The organism is Caballeronia choica, assembly GCF_001544535.1.
In the GTDB taxonomy this organism is placed as follows: Bacteria; Pseudomonadota; Gammaproteobacteria; order Burkholderiales; family Burkholderiaceae; genus Caballeronia; species Caballeronia choica.
The window spans coordinates 58432-74796 of record NZ_FCON02000017.1; the positions used below are offsets into that span (position 1 = coordinate 58432).

The 16365-nt window shown below is 64.9% G+C and carries 14 protein-coding genes; 11 read left to right on the forward strand and 3 right to left on the reverse strand.

Annotated elements, in window-relative coordinates:
- Positions 1–270: 270 nt before the first annotated feature.
- The 6 genes from AWB68_RS10580 (at position 271) to AWB68_RS10610 (ending at position 9090) form a co-directional block, all read left to right on the forward strand.
- Positions 271–1521, forward strand: coding sequence for an ABC transporter substrate-binding protein (locus tag AWB68_RS10580; protein WP_087644291.1), 1251 nt, complete (start codon positions 271–273; stop codon positions 1519–1521).
- 160 nt (positions 1522–1681) lie between these two features.
- The gene (locus AWB68_RS10585) at positions 1682–2626 is read left to right on the forward strand and encodes a carbohydrate ABC transporter permease (protein WP_087644292.1); all 945 of its coding nucleotides are present in this window, start codon (positions 1682–1684) and stop codon (positions 2624–2626) included.
- The gene (locus AWB68_RS10590; protein ID WP_200828671.1) at positions 2616–3473 is read left to right on the forward strand and encodes a carbohydrate ABC transporter permease; all 858 of its coding nucleotides are present in this window, start codon (positions 2616–2618) and stop codon (positions 3471–3473) included. The genes AWB68_RS10585 and AWB68_RS10590 overlap by 11 nt, the downstream gene beginning before the upstream one ends.
- 88 nt (positions 3474–3561) lie before the next feature.
- Positions 3562–4680, forward strand: a complete 1119-nt coding sequence (locus AWB68_RS10595; RefSeq protein ID WP_087644294.1) for an ABC transporter ATP-binding protein — start codon at positions 3562–3564, stop codon at positions 4678–4680.
- An 850-nt stretch (positions 4681–5530) separates the two neighbouring features.
- The gene (locus AWB68_RS10605; RefSeq protein WP_087644296.1) at positions 5531–7642 is read left to right on the forward strand and encodes a prolyl oligopeptidase family serine peptidase; all 2112 of its coding nucleotides are present in this window, start codon (positions 5531–5533) and stop codon (positions 7640–7642) included.
- Between the two features lie 146 nt (positions 7643–7788).
- On the forward strand, positions 7789–9090 hold the full coding sequence (locus tag AWB68_RS10610; protein WP_160109995.1) for a mechanosensitive ion channel family protein: 1302 nt from the start codon (positions 7789–7791) through the stop codon (positions 9088–9090).
- A 90-nt stretch (positions 9091–9180) separates the two neighbouring features.
- On the opposite strand, the gene AWB68_RS10615 is transcribed toward AWB68_RS10610, so the two are convergent.
- A complete protein-coding gene (locus AWB68_RS10615) occupies positions 9181–10395 on the reverse strand; it encodes a Bcr/CflA family multidrug efflux MFS transporter (protein ID WP_087644332.1) in 1215 nt (404 codons plus the stop codon).
- 160 nt (positions 10396–10555) lie between these two features.
- Here AWB68_RS10615 and AWB68_RS10620 point away from each other — a divergent pair, with 160 nt between their 5' ends.
- From AWB68_RS10620 to AWB68_RS10635, 4 genes are all read left to right on the forward strand, one after another.
- Complete coding sequence (locus AWB68_RS10620; RefSeq protein WP_087644298.1) at positions 10556–11074, forward strand: hypothetical protein; 519 nt, start codon at positions 10556–10558, stop codon at positions 11072–11074.
- 124 nt (positions 11075–11198) lie between these two features.
- Complete coding sequence (gene hemL / locus AWB68_RS10625; protein ID WP_087644299.1) at positions 11199–12482, forward strand: glutamate-1-semialdehyde 2,1-aminomutase; 1284 nt, start codon at positions 11199–11201, stop codon at positions 12480–12482.
- 19 nt (positions 12483–12501) lie between these two features.
- Positions 12502–13614: a bifunctional diaminohydroxyphosphoribosylaminopyrimidine deaminase/5-amino-6-(5-phosphoribosylamino)uracil reductase RibD gene (gene ribD / locus AWB68_RS10630; RefSeq protein WP_087644300.1), complete on the forward strand. Its 1113-nt coding sequence runs from the start codon at positions 12502–12504 to the stop codon at positions 13612–13614.
- Positions 13615–13635: 21 nt separating this feature from the next.
- Positions 13636–14274, forward strand: coding sequence for a riboflavin synthase (locus AWB68_RS10635; RefSeq protein WP_087644301.1), 639 nt, complete (start codon positions 13636–13638; stop codon positions 14272–14274).
- A 5-nt stretch (positions 14275–14279) separates the two neighbouring features.
- Here the strand turns inward: AWB68_RS10635 and AWB68_RS10640 are convergent, their stop codons facing one another.
- Together AWB68_RS10640 and AWB68_RS10645 are read right to left on the reverse strand one after the other, a co-directional pair.
- Positions 14280–14669: a type II toxin-antitoxin system RelE/ParE family toxin gene (locus AWB68_RS10640; RefSeq protein ID WP_087644302.1), complete on the reverse strand. Its 390-nt coding sequence runs from the start codon at positions 14667–14669 to the stop codon at positions 14280–14282.
- On the reverse strand, positions 14666–14962 hold the full coding sequence (locus AWB68_RS10645; RefSeq protein ID WP_087644303.1) for a type II toxin-antitoxin system Phd/YefM family antitoxin: 297 nt from the start codon (positions 14960–14962) through the stop codon (positions 14666–14668). The genes AWB68_RS10640 and AWB68_RS10645 overlap by 4 nt, the downstream gene beginning before the upstream one ends.
- A 221-nt stretch (positions 14963–15183) precedes the next feature.
- Between AWB68_RS10645 and ribBA the strand changes: the two genes are divergently transcribed.
- Positions 15184–16341, forward strand: a complete 1158-nt coding sequence (gene ribBA / locus AWB68_RS10650) for a bifunctional 3,4-dihydroxy-2-butanone-4-phosphate synthase/GTP cyclohydrolase II (protein ID WP_087644304.1) — start codon at positions 15184–15186, stop codon at positions 16339–16341.
- Positions 16342–16365: the final 24 nt, after the last annotated feature.

Genomic DNA, 16365 nt, shown 5'->3' on the forward strand with positions numbered 1-16365 from the left:
CCAGTGTTCATCGGCGGCCGGGGGCTCAAAGCAAAATCAAAAGAGGAGACAACCGTTGCGATTCAGAACACTCATCTCTTGAGAGCCGTTCGGCCGTGTATCGGTCTGCCGGCTATGCACGTGCGCCGCGCGGTTGCGCCGGCCCGCTGCACACATCCCGCCGACCAAGCCGAGCGCGGCCACCCGTGTATCACCCGTTTTTCCACCACTGCTTCCTGCTGCATCAGGGGCCAATCGTTTTTTGTTCAGGTGTTTCGGAGGAGATAAACAATGAAAGTCCGTAAGCTCATGGGCGCGCTTTGCGCCGCCGGTTTCATGTGTGGCGCGTCGGCGTCGGTGCAGGCGGCCGAAGCCGTGTCGGTGCTGCACTGGTGGACGTCCGGCGGTGAATCGAAGGCGATTGGCGTGCTCAAGGACGACATGACCAAGCAGGGCTACACGTGGAAGGACTTCGCCGTCGCCGGCGGCGCGGGCGCCGCGGCCATGACCGCGCTCAAGACCCAGGTGATCTCGGGCAACGCCCCGACGGCCGCCCAGATCAAGGGCCCGCTGATCCAGGAATGGGCCGAGCAAGGCGTGCTCGTGCCGATCGATTCCGTCGCCGGTGACTGGAAGAAGAACCTGCCGCCCGAAATCGACAAGATCATGCATGCGGACGGCCACTACGTCGCGGCGCCCTTCTCGGTGCACCGCGTGAACTGGCTGTACATCAACAAGGCGGCGCTCGACAAGGCCGGCGGCAAGGTGCCGACCACCTGGCCCGAGTTCTTCGAAGTCGCCGACAAGATGAAGGCCGCCGGCCTCATCGCGGTCGCGGCAGGCGGCCAGCCGTGGCAGGACCTGACGCTGTGGGAAGACGTCGTGCTGTCGCAAGGCGCGGACTTCTACAAGAAGGCGATCGTCGACCTGGACCAGAAGACGCTGACTTCCGACCAGATGGTCAAGGTGTTCGACACGGTTCGCAAGGTCCAGTCGTACTTCGATAACGGCCGCACCGGCCGCGACTGGAACCTCGCCACGGCCATGGTCATCAACGGCAAGGCCGGCATGCAGTTCATGGGCGACTGGGCGAAGGGCGAATTCGCCGGCGCGAACAAGAAGGCCGGCACCGACTACGTCTGCGCGGCGGTTCCGGGCACGGAAAAGGCCTTCACGTTCAACGTCGACTCGTTCGTGTTCTTCCAGCAGAAGGGCCAGAAGACCGCGACGCCGGGTCAACTGGCACTCGCCAAGACGATCATGTCGCCGGAATTCCAGGAGCAGTTCAGCCTGAACAAGGGTTCGGTGCCGGTGCGCCTCGGCGTGAAGATGGACAAGTTCGACGACTGCGCGAAGAAGGCGTACTCGGATGAACAGACGTCGATCAAGTCGGGCGGCTATGTGCCGTCGCTGGCTCACGGCATGGCCCAGGGCGACGCGACCGCTGGCGCGATCACCGACGTCGTCACGAAGTTCATGAACTCGACGCAGGATTCGAAGAGCGCGGTGCAGGCGCTCGCGAACGCTGCGAAGACGAAGTAACGACGTGAAGCAAGCGGGTGCCGTTCGGGTTTTGCCCCGATGGCATCCGCTTCGACAGCGGCAACAAAATCGTCGCACCCTGTACTGGCGTGACCCCGCGTAGCGCCGCTCTTTCGCGCTCCCGGTTCCCGAACGCCGCACGTTTTCCAGGAGTCGAGTTGTGGCTGCCTCCCTCAGCGGTACCGCGGACAAGAATCCGCAAAACCCGCCCCGTCGTGGTTCCCCTACGGCGGCGCTGGCCGATAAATGGATTCCAAAGCTCGTGCTCGCTCCGAGCGTGCTGATCGCGCTGGTCTTCGTTTACGGCTTCATCCTGATCACCGGTTATCTGTCGCTGACCAATTCACGACTGATGCCGCGCTATGAATTCTCCGGCCTCGACCGCTATCGCCAGTTGTTCGCCAACGACGTCTGGTGGACGTCCGCCGCGAATCTCGGCTGGTTCGGCATTCCGTTCATCGCGATCTGCGTCGGGCTCGGCCTCTTCCTCGCGATCCTTCTCGACCAGAAGATCCGCAACGAAGGCGCGTTGCGCGCGATCTTCCTGTATCCGATGGCGCTGTCGTTCATCGTGACCGGCACCGCGTGGCAGTGGATCCTGAACCCCGGCCTGGGTCTCGAGAAAGTGCTGCACGACTGGGGCTGGACGAGCTTTTCGTTCGACTGGCTCGGCAATCCCGACAAGGCGATCTTCTGCGTCGTGATCGCGGCGGTGTGGCAGTCGACCGGTTTCGTGATGGCGCTCTTTCTCGCCGGCCTGCGCGGCGTGGACGCGGAAATCTTCAAGGCTGCGCAGATGGACGGCGCGGGCTTGCCGACCATCTACCGCAAGATCGTGATCCCGAGCATGCGGCCGGTGTTCTTCTCCGTGCTGCTGATTCTCTGCCACATCACGATCAAGACCTTCGACCTCGTCGTCGCGTTGACGGCGGGCGGCCCGGGCACCTCCTCCTCGCTGCCGGCGATGTTCATGTACACGTTTTCGTTCAATCGCGGACAACTGGGCGTCGGCGCCGCGTCGTCGATGATGATGCTCGCGACCGTCGTCGCGGTGCTCGTGCCGCTGATGTATCTCGAATCGAGGAGCACCCGCAATGCAGCCTAATATGACGATAAGCCGCGCCGTCATTTATGCGGCCCTGATCCTGTTCGCGCTCTACTTCCTGTTCCCGATCTACGTGATGGTGTCAACGTCGTTCAAGGACCTCGACCAGTTGCGCACCGGCAACCTGCTCACGCCGCCCACGCACTGGACCTTCGCGCCGTGGGTGAAGGCGTGGCAGGAAGCGTGCACCGGCGTGCGCTGCGACGGCATGAAGCCGTTCTTCCTGAACTCCGTGATGATGGTGATCCCGGCCGTGCTGCTCTCGTCGATCATCGGCGCGTTCAACGGCTACGTGCTCACGCACTGGCGCTTTCGCGGCGCGGACGCGGTGTTCACGATGCTGCTGGTCGGCTGCTTCATCCCGTTCCAGGCGATCCTCCTGCCGATGGCGCGCCTGCAGGGGATCCTCGGCCTGTCGAACACGATCGGGGGGCTCGTGCTCGTGCACGTGGTCTACGGCATCGCGTTCACGACCATGTTCTTCCGCAATTTCTACGTGAGCATTCCGGCTGAACTCGTGAAGGCGGCGCGCATCGACGGCGCGGGCTTCTTCGTGATCTTCACGAAGATCCTGCTGCCGGTGTCGCTGCCGATCTTCATGGTCTGCCTGATCTGGCAGTTCACGCAGATCTGGAACGACTTCCTGTTCGGGATCGTGTTCTCCGGCGTCGATTCGATGCCGATCACCGTGGCGCTGAACAACCTCGTGAACACGTCCACCGGCGTGAAGGAATACAACGTCGACATGGCGGGCGCGATCATCGCGGCGCTTCCGACACTGGTCGTCTACATGATCGCCGGCCGGTTCTTCGTGCGCGGCCTGACGGCGGGCGCGGTGAAGGGCTGATTTTTTCTGGCGGGCGGCGCCTGGCGCAACCTTTGCGCGCCCGCCGGCCAAAGACAAACGAGCAGCAAGAGATCAAAGAGGATTCACAATGGCAAGCCTTTCCATCCGTGACGTGTACAAGACCTACCCGAACGGGGTGCCGGTTCTCAAGGGCGTCAACATCGACATCGACGACGGTCAGTTCCTGATCCTCGTCGGCGGCTCGGGCTGTGGCAAGTCGACGCTTCTCAACATGATCGCCGGCCTCGAGACCGTCACGAAGGGCGACATCATGATCGACGGCAAGACGGTGAACAACCTCTCGCCGAAGGACCGCGACATCGCGATGGTGTTCCAGTCGTACGCGCTCTACCCTTCCATGAGCGTGCGCGACAACATCTCGTTCGGCCTGAACATCCGCAAGGTGCCGAAGGACGAGCAGAAGAAGATCGTCGACCGCGTGTCGGACACGCTGCAGATCCAGCATCTGCTCGACCGCAAGCCCGGGCAGCTTTCCGGCGGCCAGCGCCAGCGGGTCGCGATGGGCCGCGCGCTCGCCCGCGATCCGGTGATGTTCCTGTTCGACGAACCGCTCTCGAACCTCGACGCGAAGCTGCGTATCGAAATGCGTTCGGAGATCAAGCTGCTGCATCAGCGCCTTGGCACGACGATCGTCTACGTGACGCACGATCAGATCGAGGCGATGACGCTTGGCGACCGCATCGCGGTGATGAAGGATGGCGTCGTGCAGCAGTTCGGCGCGCCGCAGGAAATCTACGATTCGCCTTCGAACCTGTTTGTCGCGGGCTTTATCGGCGCGCCGCCGATGAATTTCATTAGCGGCAAGCTGGTGGAAGCGGGCTCGGGCGTCGGGCTGGAGCTTGATACGGGCGTCGCGCGCCAGGTGTTGAATCTGCCGTTCGATGCGGCGAAGGTGCGCGACAAGATCGGCCAGGAGGTGATTCTCGGCCTGCGCCCGGAACGCATCACTGATGCGCGCAGCGCGCACGATGTCGATGATGCGCGGCTGCAGCCGGTGGAAGTGAAGGTGGACGTGATCGAGCCGACCGGGCCGGATACGCTCGTGTTCGCGCAGGTGAACGGCAAGCGCATCGTGAGCCGGGTGCACCCGGCGTCGAACCCGCAGCCGCTGACCAATACGACGCTGCTGTTCGATGTGTCGAAGGCGGTGTTGTTCGATTCGAAGAGCGAGGAACGACTGGCCTAAGGGGGTCGCTGGCGCTTGGGTTGGGTTTCGCGCTGGCGCTTGGGGCGGGTTGTCATTGTTTACGCCGTTTGATGCGCTTGGGCTCCTATGAAACTTGTATTGGTTTTGGTTTATTTGCTCTGCCCCTGTCCGGGGCGGGACTCACTTTCTTTGCTGCTGCAAAGAAAGTAAGCAAAGAAAGCAGCTTCCCACCGCCAATGCTTGCCATGCGCCTCCAGACCGCTCCCTCGGAGTGGTCCAACCGGGGGAGTGTCGCTAGCGGGGTTTCATCTTTGTTGGCATGTAGAAAAGGCGCGCACGTCGCACCGCGACAGGGAGTGGAACAGCAGTCATACATCCGTCTAGGCACTGCGTGCCCGACGACAGGTCTGCTAGCGGTGGTGAATAGCAGCATGCAGCAAGCACGCACGTAGGACGTAGATGTAGCGATTGGTTTCGGGTTTCGGTTTTGCCTGACGGGTGAGCGCGTAGCGCGAGGCCGGATGAATGACTGCTGGTCCACTTCGTATAGCGGTGCGACGTGCGCGCCTCTTCTACATGCCAACAACGACGAAACCCCGCTAACGACACTCCCCCGGTTGGACCACTCCGAGGGAGCGGTCTGGCGGCGACTGGCAAGGATTGGCGTTGGGAAGCTGCTTTCTTTGCTTACTTTCTTTGCAGCAGCAAAGAAAGTGAGTCCCGCCCCGGACAGGGGCAGAGCAAATAAACCAAAACCAATACAAGTTCCATAGAAGCCCAAGCGCATCAAACGGTGTAAACCACCCCGACCCCCACCCCACCCCAAGCGCCAGCGGCCCATAATCGAACATTCCAGCCACCCCCGGGCGCTCCAGCCCACCCCATCGAAATGAGTTTTTTGTCCTCGCATCCCCAGCTCGTCTTCAAGCCCTCAACCGACGCAGACCCCTTCATCGCCCTCGAAGCGCTCGACAGCGCCGCCGTCGACGCCTGGGTCGGCGCACAAAACGACCGTACGACAAAAGCCTTCGGCAACACCCCCGCCGCCGACGCGCTGACCCAACGGCTCGCGAAGGCATACACCTCGAAAGACCGCATCGTCACGTGTTCGCGCTACGGCGACTGGGGCTACAACACCTGGCAGGACGACGAACATCCGCTCGGGATCACGCGCCGCACGCCGTGGAGCGCCTGGCTCGCGGGCAAGCCCGAATGGCAGACCGTGCTCGACGTCGACGCGCTCGACCTGAACACCCTCGAAGGCGACGATACCCGCTGGGCCCTGCACGGCTTCGACCTGCTCTACCCCACCTGGGATCGCGCGCTGGTGAGCCTGTCGCCGGGCGGCTCGGACGCGTGCATCGTGCGCGAATTCGATGTCGAGTCGCGTGAATTCGTCGCGGGGGGCTTCGAATTGCCCGATGTCGGCAAGCACGGCATCTCATGGATCGATCACGACACGGTGTACGTCGGCTGGGACGACAGCGCGCACAGCAAGAAGCCCGCGCTCACGACCTCCGGCTTTCCGCGCGAAGCGCGCCGCTGGTCGCGCGGCATGCCGCTCGCGAGCGCGCCCGTCGTGTTCGAAGGCAAGCGGCGCGACGTATCGGCAGGCGCGGACTACGATCCGCTCGAGAAGCTGCACTTCGCGTCGCGCGCGGTGACGTTCTACGAGACGATGCACTTCTGGCTCGACGAGACATCGGGCGAATGGCAGCAATACGACGTGCCCTTGCACGCCGAAATCGAGCACTGGAACGGCTGGTTCTTCGTCACGCCGCGCGAAGATTGGGCAGTGGGCGGCACGCGCCGTGCGAGCGGCGCGCTGCTCGTGATCCAGCGCGACGCGTTTCTCGCGGGCGCGCGTGATTTCACCGTGCTCTTCGAACCGTCGGAACGCAGCGTGCTCGCCGACATCGATTTCACCAAGCACTGGCTGATCGCGTCGCAAATGGACGATGGCGAACCGCGCGTCGCGCTGTGGAAGCCGCCTGCGGAAGAACACGCGTCGTGGCAAAAGCGCGACTTCGCGTTGCCGGCCGCGAGCCAGTCATACCTCGATTCCATCGATTCCGAACGCGACGACACCGTGCTCATCCACGTCGAACATTTCCTGAGCCCGCCGTCGCTGTATTTCGCCGATCTCGCGAACGACGATCCGTGGACACCGCTCGCGCAGCTTCCCGCACAGTTCGACGCCACCGGTCTTGCTGCCGTGCGCCGTCATGCACGCGCGCCCGACGGCGTCGAGATTCCGTACTGGCTGATCGGCCGCGACGCGAACCTCGCGGGCGCGCCCGCGCCGTGCCTGCTCTACGGCTATGGCGGCTTCGAAGTCGCGCTCGACCCGCACTACGACGCGACGACCGGCATGGCGTGGCTCGAAGACGGCGGCCTCCTCGCGATCGCGAACATCCGCGGCGGCGGCGAATTCGGGCCGCTCTGGCATCAGGCGGCGCAACGCGAGAAGCGCCAGGTCTCGTTTGACGATTTCATCGCGGTCGCAGAGTCGCTGATCGATTCGGGTGTGACGACGCCGAAGCAACTCGCGATCCGCGGGGGCAGCAACGGCGGCCTGCTGACGGGCGTCTCCATGATCCAGCGGCCCGAGTTGTTCGGCGCGGTGCTGTCGGAGGTGCCGCTCCTCGACATGGCGCGGTTTCACCTGCTGTTGCAGGGCGCGTCGTGGATCGACGAATACGGCGACCCGGACGATGCCGACGACCTGCGTTTCCTGATGACCTATTCGCCCTATCAGAACGTGAAGGCCGAAGCGGTTTACCCGCCGGTGCTCTTCACGTCGTCGACGACCGACGACCGTGTGCATCCCGGCCACGCCCGCAAGATGACGGCGCGGATGCAGACGCAGGGCCACGCCCGGACCTGGTATCTGGAGAATCGCGACGGCGGCCACGGCGCCGGCGTCGAGCCGGAAGCGGTGGCGCGCGTCGAGGCGACGGCGTTCACGTTCCTGAAGCAGACGATCGGTTCGGCAGGCTAAGCCTCGCGGCGGGGCCAGGCGGGACGGGGCGGCATGGCGTTTGGGAGTTTTCCTATCCGTTTGCGAGGTAGGCACACTCAGTATGAGGCTCCCACGGCTTCCCGATGTCGCGGCGAGCCGTTTGCTCTCGCCGCGCGACCCATTCCATGCCCGAGTTCTATCTCACCCGTCCCAAAACAGAACACTTCGAGTCTCTTGCCGATTTCAGCGCGCGCGCCTTTGCGAACGCGAGCAAGAGCGAACTTGTCGCGCTATTGCTGCTCGCGTTGGCCGCAGGCGCACTCGCCGTTTTCCTGCTCGGCTGGCTCAAGGCCAGGGTTCCCGAGACGCGGCGCTGGCGCCGGCTCTGGAGCATCTGCATTTGCGTCCTTCCCGCGATCTGTGCCCTCTTCGTCCTGCTGATCGCCTGGCTCACGGCGGGCCCGGGGATCAGTCCGGAACTGCTTCTCGTCATGGCGCTCGCGAGCGGCCTGCTGCTGCTCGTGCAGATCCCCGCACTCCTCCTCGAGCTGATCTTTCGTCCGGTGCCCGCGCTGCGCGTGGCGTTGCGCTGTCTGAGCTGGCTTGCGTGGTTCTGCCTGGTGTTCGCCGCACTGCAACCCGAGCGCGACCTCGAAAGTGTGCTCGATGCAGCCCGCGCGATCCGGCTTACGGCGGGCCCGGTCAACGTCGATCTGTTGTCGCTCGCGGCGGGTGCGGCGACCGCGATCATCGTCGTGATCGTCGCGCACGGCACGCTGAAGTGGCTCGGGCGGCTGCTCAGCGAAAGCACGCGGCTGCCGCCGAACTTCGCGCTCGCGATCCGGCGCATCGTCGATATCGCCGTGTGGACGGTGGTGATCGTCATCGTGCTCTCCCAGGCGGGCGTCGACGTGAAGGCTATGGCCGCCTTCGCCGGCGCGCTCGGGATCGGCCTGGGGCTTGGGCTGCAACGGCTCGCTGCAAGTTATGTGAGCGGGCTGATCGTGCTGTTCGAGCAGTCGGTGCGCATCGGCGACACGATCGCAGCCGGCGGCGTCAAGGGACGCGTCACGCACATGACCGTGCGATACACGACGATCACGACGGGCGACGGCATCGAAGCGCTCGTGCCGAACGACACGCTGACCGTCAACACGGTGATCAACCAGTCGTGGACGGACAACATGCTGCGCCTCTCGAACTCGCTTCACATCGACATGGAAAGCGACACGGCCGCGGCGAAGGAAGCGGTTCTGAAGATTTTGAGTACGCAGGCGCGGGTGCTGCAATCGCCTGCGCCGGCGGTGTATATCGCCGACGTGTCGGACGGCCGCATTCGCCTGGAAGCGCAATACTGGATCGCGGACCCGGCCAACGGCCAGTTGAATCTGACGTCGGATATCAATGAGGCGATTCTCCGCGCGTTCAATGCGGACAATATCCGCATGGCACGTCCGCTCGCGCTCAGGGAGCCTGCGCGCGGCTGATGCGGGCTGCTGCGCCGTTCAAGTTCCTTGGTTCCTGGTGAAGCCGCGTCGCCACGCGGCCTTTGACGATTCGGGTCGGCGGCGCGCTGTTCAAACCGCCCGCACCGGCGTCTCGTGCCACCGCAATACCAGGGTGCGCCCGGCATAGGTCAGCAACCCGCACACGCCGATCACGATGCCCATCCCGCGCGGCGAGCCGTCGTGAAAGAGGCCGATCGCGAGACTCGCGAGCGCGCCGAGCGCGAGTTGCATGGCGCCGAAGAGCGCCGCCGCCGCGCCCGCGTTGTGCGGGTAGCGATGCATGAGATCAGTCGTGCAATTCGCCGACAAAAGTCCCACCACGCCCACCACGAAAAACAAACACACGACGATCGACCACAGCCCGCCCCACCCCGTCAGGCACACGAGCGCGACCGCCAGGGCCCCGACCACGCTGACGAACGCCGCGCCCGAGATCATCCGCAGCGAACCGACACTGCCGACAAACCGCGTATTCAGCACGTTCCCCGTGATGATCCCGATGATGTTCAGCCCGAACAGCAGTCCGTAGTGCTGCGGCTTCACGTGAAAATAGTCGATGTAGACGAACGGCGTCGCCGTGATGTAGGCGAACATCGACGCGAACGCCATCCCGCCGCACAGCATGTGGCCCCACGTGACGGGATCGGTGAGCAGGCGCCCGTAGGCCGCGAACGACCGCCCGACCGCCGAGCTCGCGCGCTTCTCGCGTGGCCAGGTTTCCGGCACGCGCAGGAACGCGGTGACCGCGCAGACGGCGCCGAACAAGGTGAGCGCCATGAACACCACCCGCCAGCCGCCCAACAGCAGCAACTGCCCGCCAATCAGCGGCGCGAGCAGCGGCCCGATCGACGTCACGATGGAAAGCATCGACAGGACGCGGGCGGCGTCGGTGGGTTCATGCGCGTCGCGAGCGATGGCGCGTGCGAGCACGGACGCCGCGCCCGCGCCGAGCGCCTGCAGAAAGCGCACGAGGATGAGCGCATCGATCGAGAACGCCACCGCGCACGCGATGCTCGCCACCGTGTAGAGCGCGATGCCGCCGAGCAGGATCGGCCGCCGGCCGTAGGCATCGGAGAGCGGGCCGTACAGCAGCATGCCGATCGAGAAGCCGGCCATGAAACTCGTCAGCGTGCTTTGCGCCGCGGCGGCGCTCGTGCTGAACGCGACGGCGAGCGACGGCAGGCTCGGCAGATACATGTCGATCGATAACGGTCCGCACGCGGCGAGTGCGCCGAGCAACAGGATCAGGCGGCCATCGGGGCGGCGCCGCTTGGTGTGGGGCATGGGAATCGGCGGGAAGCGGTGAGGTTGGCCGGATGCGCGTTGCATCGAATCGAGCGCGCGGGACCGGCGAGCGAGCGAGCATTGTACGCGACGGTCTCCGGTCATCCGGCCCCCGATCCGGTAAGCTCATTCGATTCCTTTCGAAGACGATGCATCCCGAATGACCGCCTTTCTCCTCATCTGGAGCCCCCGAAAATGGCCATGGCCCGAGTTGCCGGACTTCGCGCGCCGCGTCGCGGCGGGTGAGGCCGTGACCGATGTGTGGGGCTGCGGCTCCTCGCGCAGCCTGATGCCCGGCGATCGCGTGTTCGTGCATCGCGTGGCGCAGGAACCGAAAGGCGTGTTCGCGTCCGGCTACGTGACGCGCGCGCCCTACGAAGTGCCCGATGCCACGCGCAAACGCGGCTTTCGGCTGTGCATCGACTTCGTGTATGACTGGCTCGCCGATGCGCACGAGGGCGTCGTCGTGACGCGCGATGAACTGCGCGCGCATCCGTTTTCCGTGCAGACCTGGGACGCGCAGAGTTCCGGCACGGTGATCAAGCCGATGGCCGAGGGCGCGCTCGAAAAGCTGTGGACCGCGCGCACCGGAAGACGGTCGCGGCCGCCGCCGTCGCTCGCGCCAAAGGCCGCCCCGTCCCCGCCCGATCCGGACGACTCCGGTACAATTTCATCTTGATTTCGGCCGTTGCGTCGTTCGTCGATCGGCCCTTTCCCAAAGGCACGCGCCGCGCCCGCGGGCACGAACCGGCGCCGTCGGTTCACCCGGCAACAGCTTTCACTTTCAGCGCAGGCCCTCATCCATGTCCAAGAATCAAGCTCTCTTCGATCGCGCCCAGCAAACCATCCCGGGCGGCGTCAACTCGCCGGTGCGGGCGTTTCGCTCGGTCGGCGGCACGCCGCGTTTCATCGAGCGCGCGCAGGGCCCGTATTTCTGGGATGCCGACGGCCAGCGTTACATCGACTACATCGGCTCGTGGGGCCCGATGATCCTCGGCCACGTTCACCCGGAAGTGCTCGACGCCGTGCAGCGCGTGCTCGCCAACGGCTTCTCGTTCGGCGCGCCGACCGAAGCCGAAATCGAGATCGCCGAGGAAATCTGCAAGCTGGTGCCGTCGATCGAACAGGTGCGCATGGTGTCGAGCGGCACCGAGGCGACCATGAGCGCGCTGCGTCTCGCGCGCGGCTTCACGAACCGCAGCCGTATCGTCAAGTTCGAAGGCTGCTATCACGGCCACGCCGACAGCTTGCTCGTCAAGGCGGGCTCGGGGCTTCTGACGTTCGGCAATCCGACGTCCGCCGGCGTTCCCGCCGATATCGCGAAGCACACCACGGTGCTCGAATACAACAACGTCGAGCAACTGAACGAAGCGTTCGAGGCGTTCGGCAACGAGATCGCGTCGGTGATCGTCGAGCCGGTCGCGGGCAACATGAACCTCGTGCGCGCGACGCCCGAATTCCTCCATGCCATGCGCGATCGCTGCAGCGAGTACGGCGCGGTGCTGATCTTCGACGAAGTCATGTGCGGCTTTCGCGTGGCGCTCGGCGGCGCGCAAGCGCTCTACGGCGTGAAGCCGGACCTGACCTGCCTCGGCAAGGTGATCGGCGGCGGCATGCCGGCGGCCGCGTTCGGCGGACGCCGCGACATCATGGCGCATCTCGCCCCGCTCGGCGGCGTCTACCAGGCGGGCACGCTGTCGGGCAATCCGATCGCGGTCGCGGCGGGCTTGAAGACGCTGCAACTGATCCAGAAGCCGGGCTTCCACGATCAACTCGCGAAGCAGACGAAACGCCTGACCGACGGCCTCACCGCCGCCGCCCGCGAGGCCAAAGTGCCGTTCGTCGCCGATGCGCTCGGCGGCATGTTCGGCCTGTACTTTGCGGAAGCCATTCCGACCAGCTTCGCGCAGGTCACGCAGGGCGACACGAAGCGCTTCAACGCGTTCTTCCACGCGATGCTCGACGCGGGCGTGTATTTCGCGCCGTCCGCGTACGAAGCGGGCTTCGTCTCGATCGCTCACGACGACGCCGTGATCGACGCAACGCTCGACGCCGCCCGCGGCGCGTTCGCGAAGCTCGCCGCGTAAAGCGAAGGCCGCCAGAACGATGTTCTCCCAAACCGATTTCACCTACATGGAACGCGCGCTGGCACTCGCCGCGCGCGGCATGTACACGACGACACCGAATCCGCGCGTCGGCTGTGTGCTGGTCAAGAACGGCGAGGTGATCGGCACGGGCTTCACGCAGCCCGCCGGCCACGATCACGCCGAAGTCCGCGCACTGAAGGACGCCCGCGCGCGTGGCAAGGACCCGCGCGGCGCCACTGCGTACGTCACGCTGGAACCGTGCAGCCACTTCGGCCGCACGCCGCCATGCGCGCATGCGCTGATCGACGCGCGCGTCGAAAAGGTGATCGCCGCGATGGAAGACCCGAATCCCGCCGTGTCCGGACGCGGCCTCACGATGCTGCGCGATGCCGGCATCGACGTGCGCTGCGGGCTGCTCGCGAACGAGGCGTATGAGATGAACATCGGATTCGTCTCGCGGATGACGCGCCGCCGGCCGTGGGTACGCATGAAAGTCGCGGCGACGCTCGACGGACGCACCGGCCTGCCATCGGGCGAAAGCCAGTGGATCACGGGCGAAGATGCGCGCGCCGACGGCCATGCGTGGCGCGCCCGCGCGTGCGCGATCCTGACCGGCATCGGCACCGTGCGCGAGGACGATCCGCAACTGACCGTGCGTGCCGTCGATACGCCGCGCCAGCCGCAGCGCGTCCTGATCGACAGCCGGCTCGACGTGCCGCTTTCCGCGAAGATTCTCGATGGCGCGCCGCCATGGATCTTCTGCGGCAACGACGCCGACCCTTCGCGAGTCGCCGCGTTGCGCGAACGCGGCGTCGAACCGGTCGAACTCGCCAACGAGCACGGCAAGGTCGATCTGCCGGCGATGCTGGCCGTGCTGGCCGATCGCGGCATCAACGAGTTGCATGTCGAAGCGGGGCACAAGCTGAACGGGTCGTTGTTGCGCGAAGGCTGCGTCGACGAACTGCTCGTCTATCTCGCGCCGAGCCTGCTCGGCAACGCGCCCGGCATGTTCGACTTCGCGCCGCCGGGCACACTCGACGCGCGGCCGCATCTCAAGTTTCACCGCATCGATCGTCTCGGCGACGATCTGCGCATCCTGGCGCGCTTCGTGGAAGCGCACCCCGCACCCTGATCAGATAGAAGAGGACGCTCGATGTTTACGGGAATTGTCGCGGCGGTGGGCCGCATCGAAAAGGTCACGCCCCTTGGTTCCGAACCGGAAGCGGGCGTGCGTCTGACGGTCGCCGCGGGTGCGCTCGATCTCGCGGATGTCGAACTCGGCGACAGCATCTCGATTCAGGGCGCCTGCATGACGGTGATCGAAAAGTCGGCCGCTTCGTTCGACGTAGACGTATCGCGCGAGAGCCTGAACAAGACGGCCGGTTTGGGGGCGGCCGGCGAGGTGAATCTCGAGAAGGCGCTGCGCGCGCATGACCGGCTGGGCGGGCATCTGGTGTCGGGGCATGTGGACGGGCTGGGCGAAGTCACGCGCTTCGAGCGGGTCGGCGAATCGCATGAGCTGTGCATTCTCGCCTCGCGCGATATCGGCAAGTATCTGGCCTACAAGGGCTCGGTGACGGTGAACGGCGTGAGCCTGACGGTCAACACGGTTACCGACCGCCCCGATGGCTGCGAGTTTTCGATCAATCTGATTCCGCATACGGTCGAAGTGACGACGCTCAAGCTGCTTGCAACCGGGACGAAGGTCAATCTCGAGATCGATTTGATCGCTCGGTATGTGGAGCGGATTTTGAGCGTGTCGGGAACGGGGAACGACGCGTCAGGCATATAACGCCGTCAACGCCCACCAAGCCACAGGTCTTCAAAGTCGAACGAAACCTGCTTGAAATGCCGAACCGACAGCAGGTTCACAACCTCGGCCGTATGGACATAGAAAATCAAATAGTCGTCCAGCAGATACTCGCGAATCGTGCCGTTCTCCCGTTCCAGGTCAGCGAGCCGTTCACACGCCACGAACGCTTCGATCGTGTCGGGCTTCGCACCCAGAAACGGCCTTCCCATTCCGGGGAAGCGCTCCAGGTTGGCGACCACGGTGTTCTCGATGGCGTCGAGCAACCGGTCATAGCCTTGCTCGAATCCCGCCTCGATCCAGAACGCCTCGATATCCGCGAGATTCGCATCGAAGTTGGCCGTGAACCGGACGCTCGCACGTGTGTCGCCCTTCATTGGCGTTCCGCGCGACGCTTTTTGAGCTCCGCGATCGCCTCCCGGGCATCCCGCACGCGGCCGGCCTTGACGTCGGCCAGCCCGGCTTCCGCCTGCGCGAGCAATTCCAGATGAATGCGTGCCTTCTCCAGCCGATGGAACCGGTCGAGCTTGTCCACGCCGATCATCGCGACGTAGCTCTCGCCGTTCTTCGTGATGATCTTCTCGGCGCCGGCGCTCACTTCGTCCGCGAGTTCGGACAGGTTCGCGCGCGCCTGAGAAAGAGGAATGACGTCTTTTGCTGAGAAAGCCATGACTGGCTCCATGATCGGGATAGTACATATCATTGTACAGAATTCGCGCTGTAGAGTTGTAAAGTCCTCAGTGTCGCAGACCGACACGCGCCGCACCATTCGGCCGAACGGCCGACCCCGCCAAGAAAGCACGCCGACAAAACCGGCAATTCCGGCTCCGGATTCCCGCCCGTCCATCAGCCGTGGCGTAAAATACGGCCTTTCCCGTTCCGGACGTCATCATGTCGCTCGCTTCTACCCTCGAGATCATCGCTGAACTGAAAGCCGGCCGGATGGTGATCCTCGTCGACGAAGAAGACCGCGAAAACGAGGGCGACCTCGTCGTTGCCGCCGAATTCGTCACGCCCGAGGCAATCAACTTCATGGCGCGCTACGGCCGCGGCCTGATCTGCCTCACGCTCACGCAGGAACGCTGCCGCCAGTTGAACCTGCCGCCGATGACCCACCGCAACGGCACGCAGTACGGCACGGCGTTCACGGTCAGCATCGAAGCGGCCGAGGGCGTGACCACCGGCATCTCCGCCGCCGACCGCGCCCGCACGATCTCCGCCGCCGTCGCGCACGACGCGCGTGCCGAGCACATCGTCCAGCCCGGCCACGTGTTCCCGATCCAGGCGCAACCGGGCGGCGTGCTCGTACGCGCGGGCCACACGGAAGCCGGCTGCGACTTCACGGCGCTCGCGGGCCTCACGCCCGCCGCCGTGATCTGCGAAATCATCAAGGACGACGGGGAGATGGCACGCCTGCCCGACCTGATCGAATTCGGCCAGCAGCACGGGCTCAAGATCGGCACGATCGCGGATCTGATCCACTACCGCAGCCGCACGGAATCGATCGTCGAGCGGGTGGCCGAGCGCACGATGCAGACGGCGCACGGCGCATTTCGCGCCGTGCTCTATCGCGACCAGCCGAGCGGCTCGCCGCACATCGCGCTGGTACGCGGCACGCCGACGCCCGATCACGAAACGCCCGTGCGCGTGCACGAGCCGCTGTCGGTGCTCGACCTGCTGGAAATCGACTCGTCGACGCATTCCTGGACGCTCGATGCCGCGATGAAGGAAATCGCCGCGCGCGACCTGGGCGCGATCGTGCTGCTGAACTGCCACGATTCGAAGGAGCATCTGATCGACGTATTCCAGGCGTTCGACCGGAAAGACAAGGCGGACCAGTTGAAGCGCCGCCCAATCGATTTCAAGACCTACGGCATCGGCGCGCAGATCCTGCGCGAACTCGGCGTGGGCAAGATGCAGGTGCTGTCGAATCCGCGCAAGCTCGGCAGCATGTCCGGCTATGGGCTGGAAGTGACCGGCTTCATTCCGATGCCGGGCTGCCCGGCGACGTCGGCGGACGCTGCCATCGCTCATCTGCGCTCGGTCTGAGCGCACGCCCCGCCGCGGCCCCTC

Coding starts and splice junctions, on each gene's coding strand:
- AWB68_RS10580 (WP_087644291.1), top strand. CDS start 271: ATGAAAGTCCGTAAGCTCATGGGCGCGCTTTGCGCCGCCGGTTTCATG.
- AWB68_RS10590 (WP_200828671.1), top strand. CDS start 2,616: ATGCAGCCTAATATGACGATAAGCCGCGCCGTCATTTATGCGGCCCTG.
- AWB68_RS10595 (WP_087644294.1), top strand. CDS start 3,562: ATGGCAAGCCTTTCCATCCGTGACGTGTACAAGACCTACCCGAACGGG.
- AWB68_RS10605 (WP_087644296.1), top strand. CDS start 5,531: ATGAGTTTTTTGTCCTCGCATCCCCAGCTCGTCTTCAAGCCCTCAACC.
- AWB68_RS10610 (WP_160109995.1), top strand. CDS start 7,789: ATGCCCGAGTTCTATCTCACCCGTCCCAAAACAGAACACTTCGAGTCT.
- AWB68_RS10615 (WP_087644332.1), bottom strand. CDS start 10,395: ATGCCCCACACCAAGCGGCGCCGCCCCGATGGCCGCCTGATCCTGTTG.
- AWB68_RS10620 (WP_087644298.1), top strand. CDS start 10,556: ATGACCGCCTTTCTCCTCATCTGGAGCCCCCGAAAATGGCCATGGCCC.
- hemL (WP_087644299.1), top strand. CDS start 11,199: ATGTCCAAGAATCAAGCTCTCTTCGATCGCGCCCAGCAAACCATCCCG.
- ribD (WP_087644300.1), top strand. CDS start 12,502: ATGTTCTCCCAAACCGATTTCACCTACATGGAACGCGCGCTGGCACTC.
- AWB68_RS10635 (WP_087644301.1), top strand. CDS start 13,636: ATGTTTACGGGAATTGTCGCGGCGGTGGGCCGCATCGAAAAGGTCACG.
- AWB68_RS10640 (WP_087644302.1), bottom strand. CDS start 14,669: ATGAAGGGCGACACACGTGCGAGCGTCCGGTTCACGGCCAACTTCGAT.
- AWB68_RS10645 (WP_087644303.1), bottom strand. CDS start 14,962: ATGGCTTTCTCAGCAAAAGACGTCATTCCTCTTTCTCAGGCGCGCGCG.
- ribBA (WP_087644304.1), top strand. CDS start 15,184: ATGTCGCTCGCTTCTACCCTCGAGATCATCGCTGAACTGAAAGCCGGC.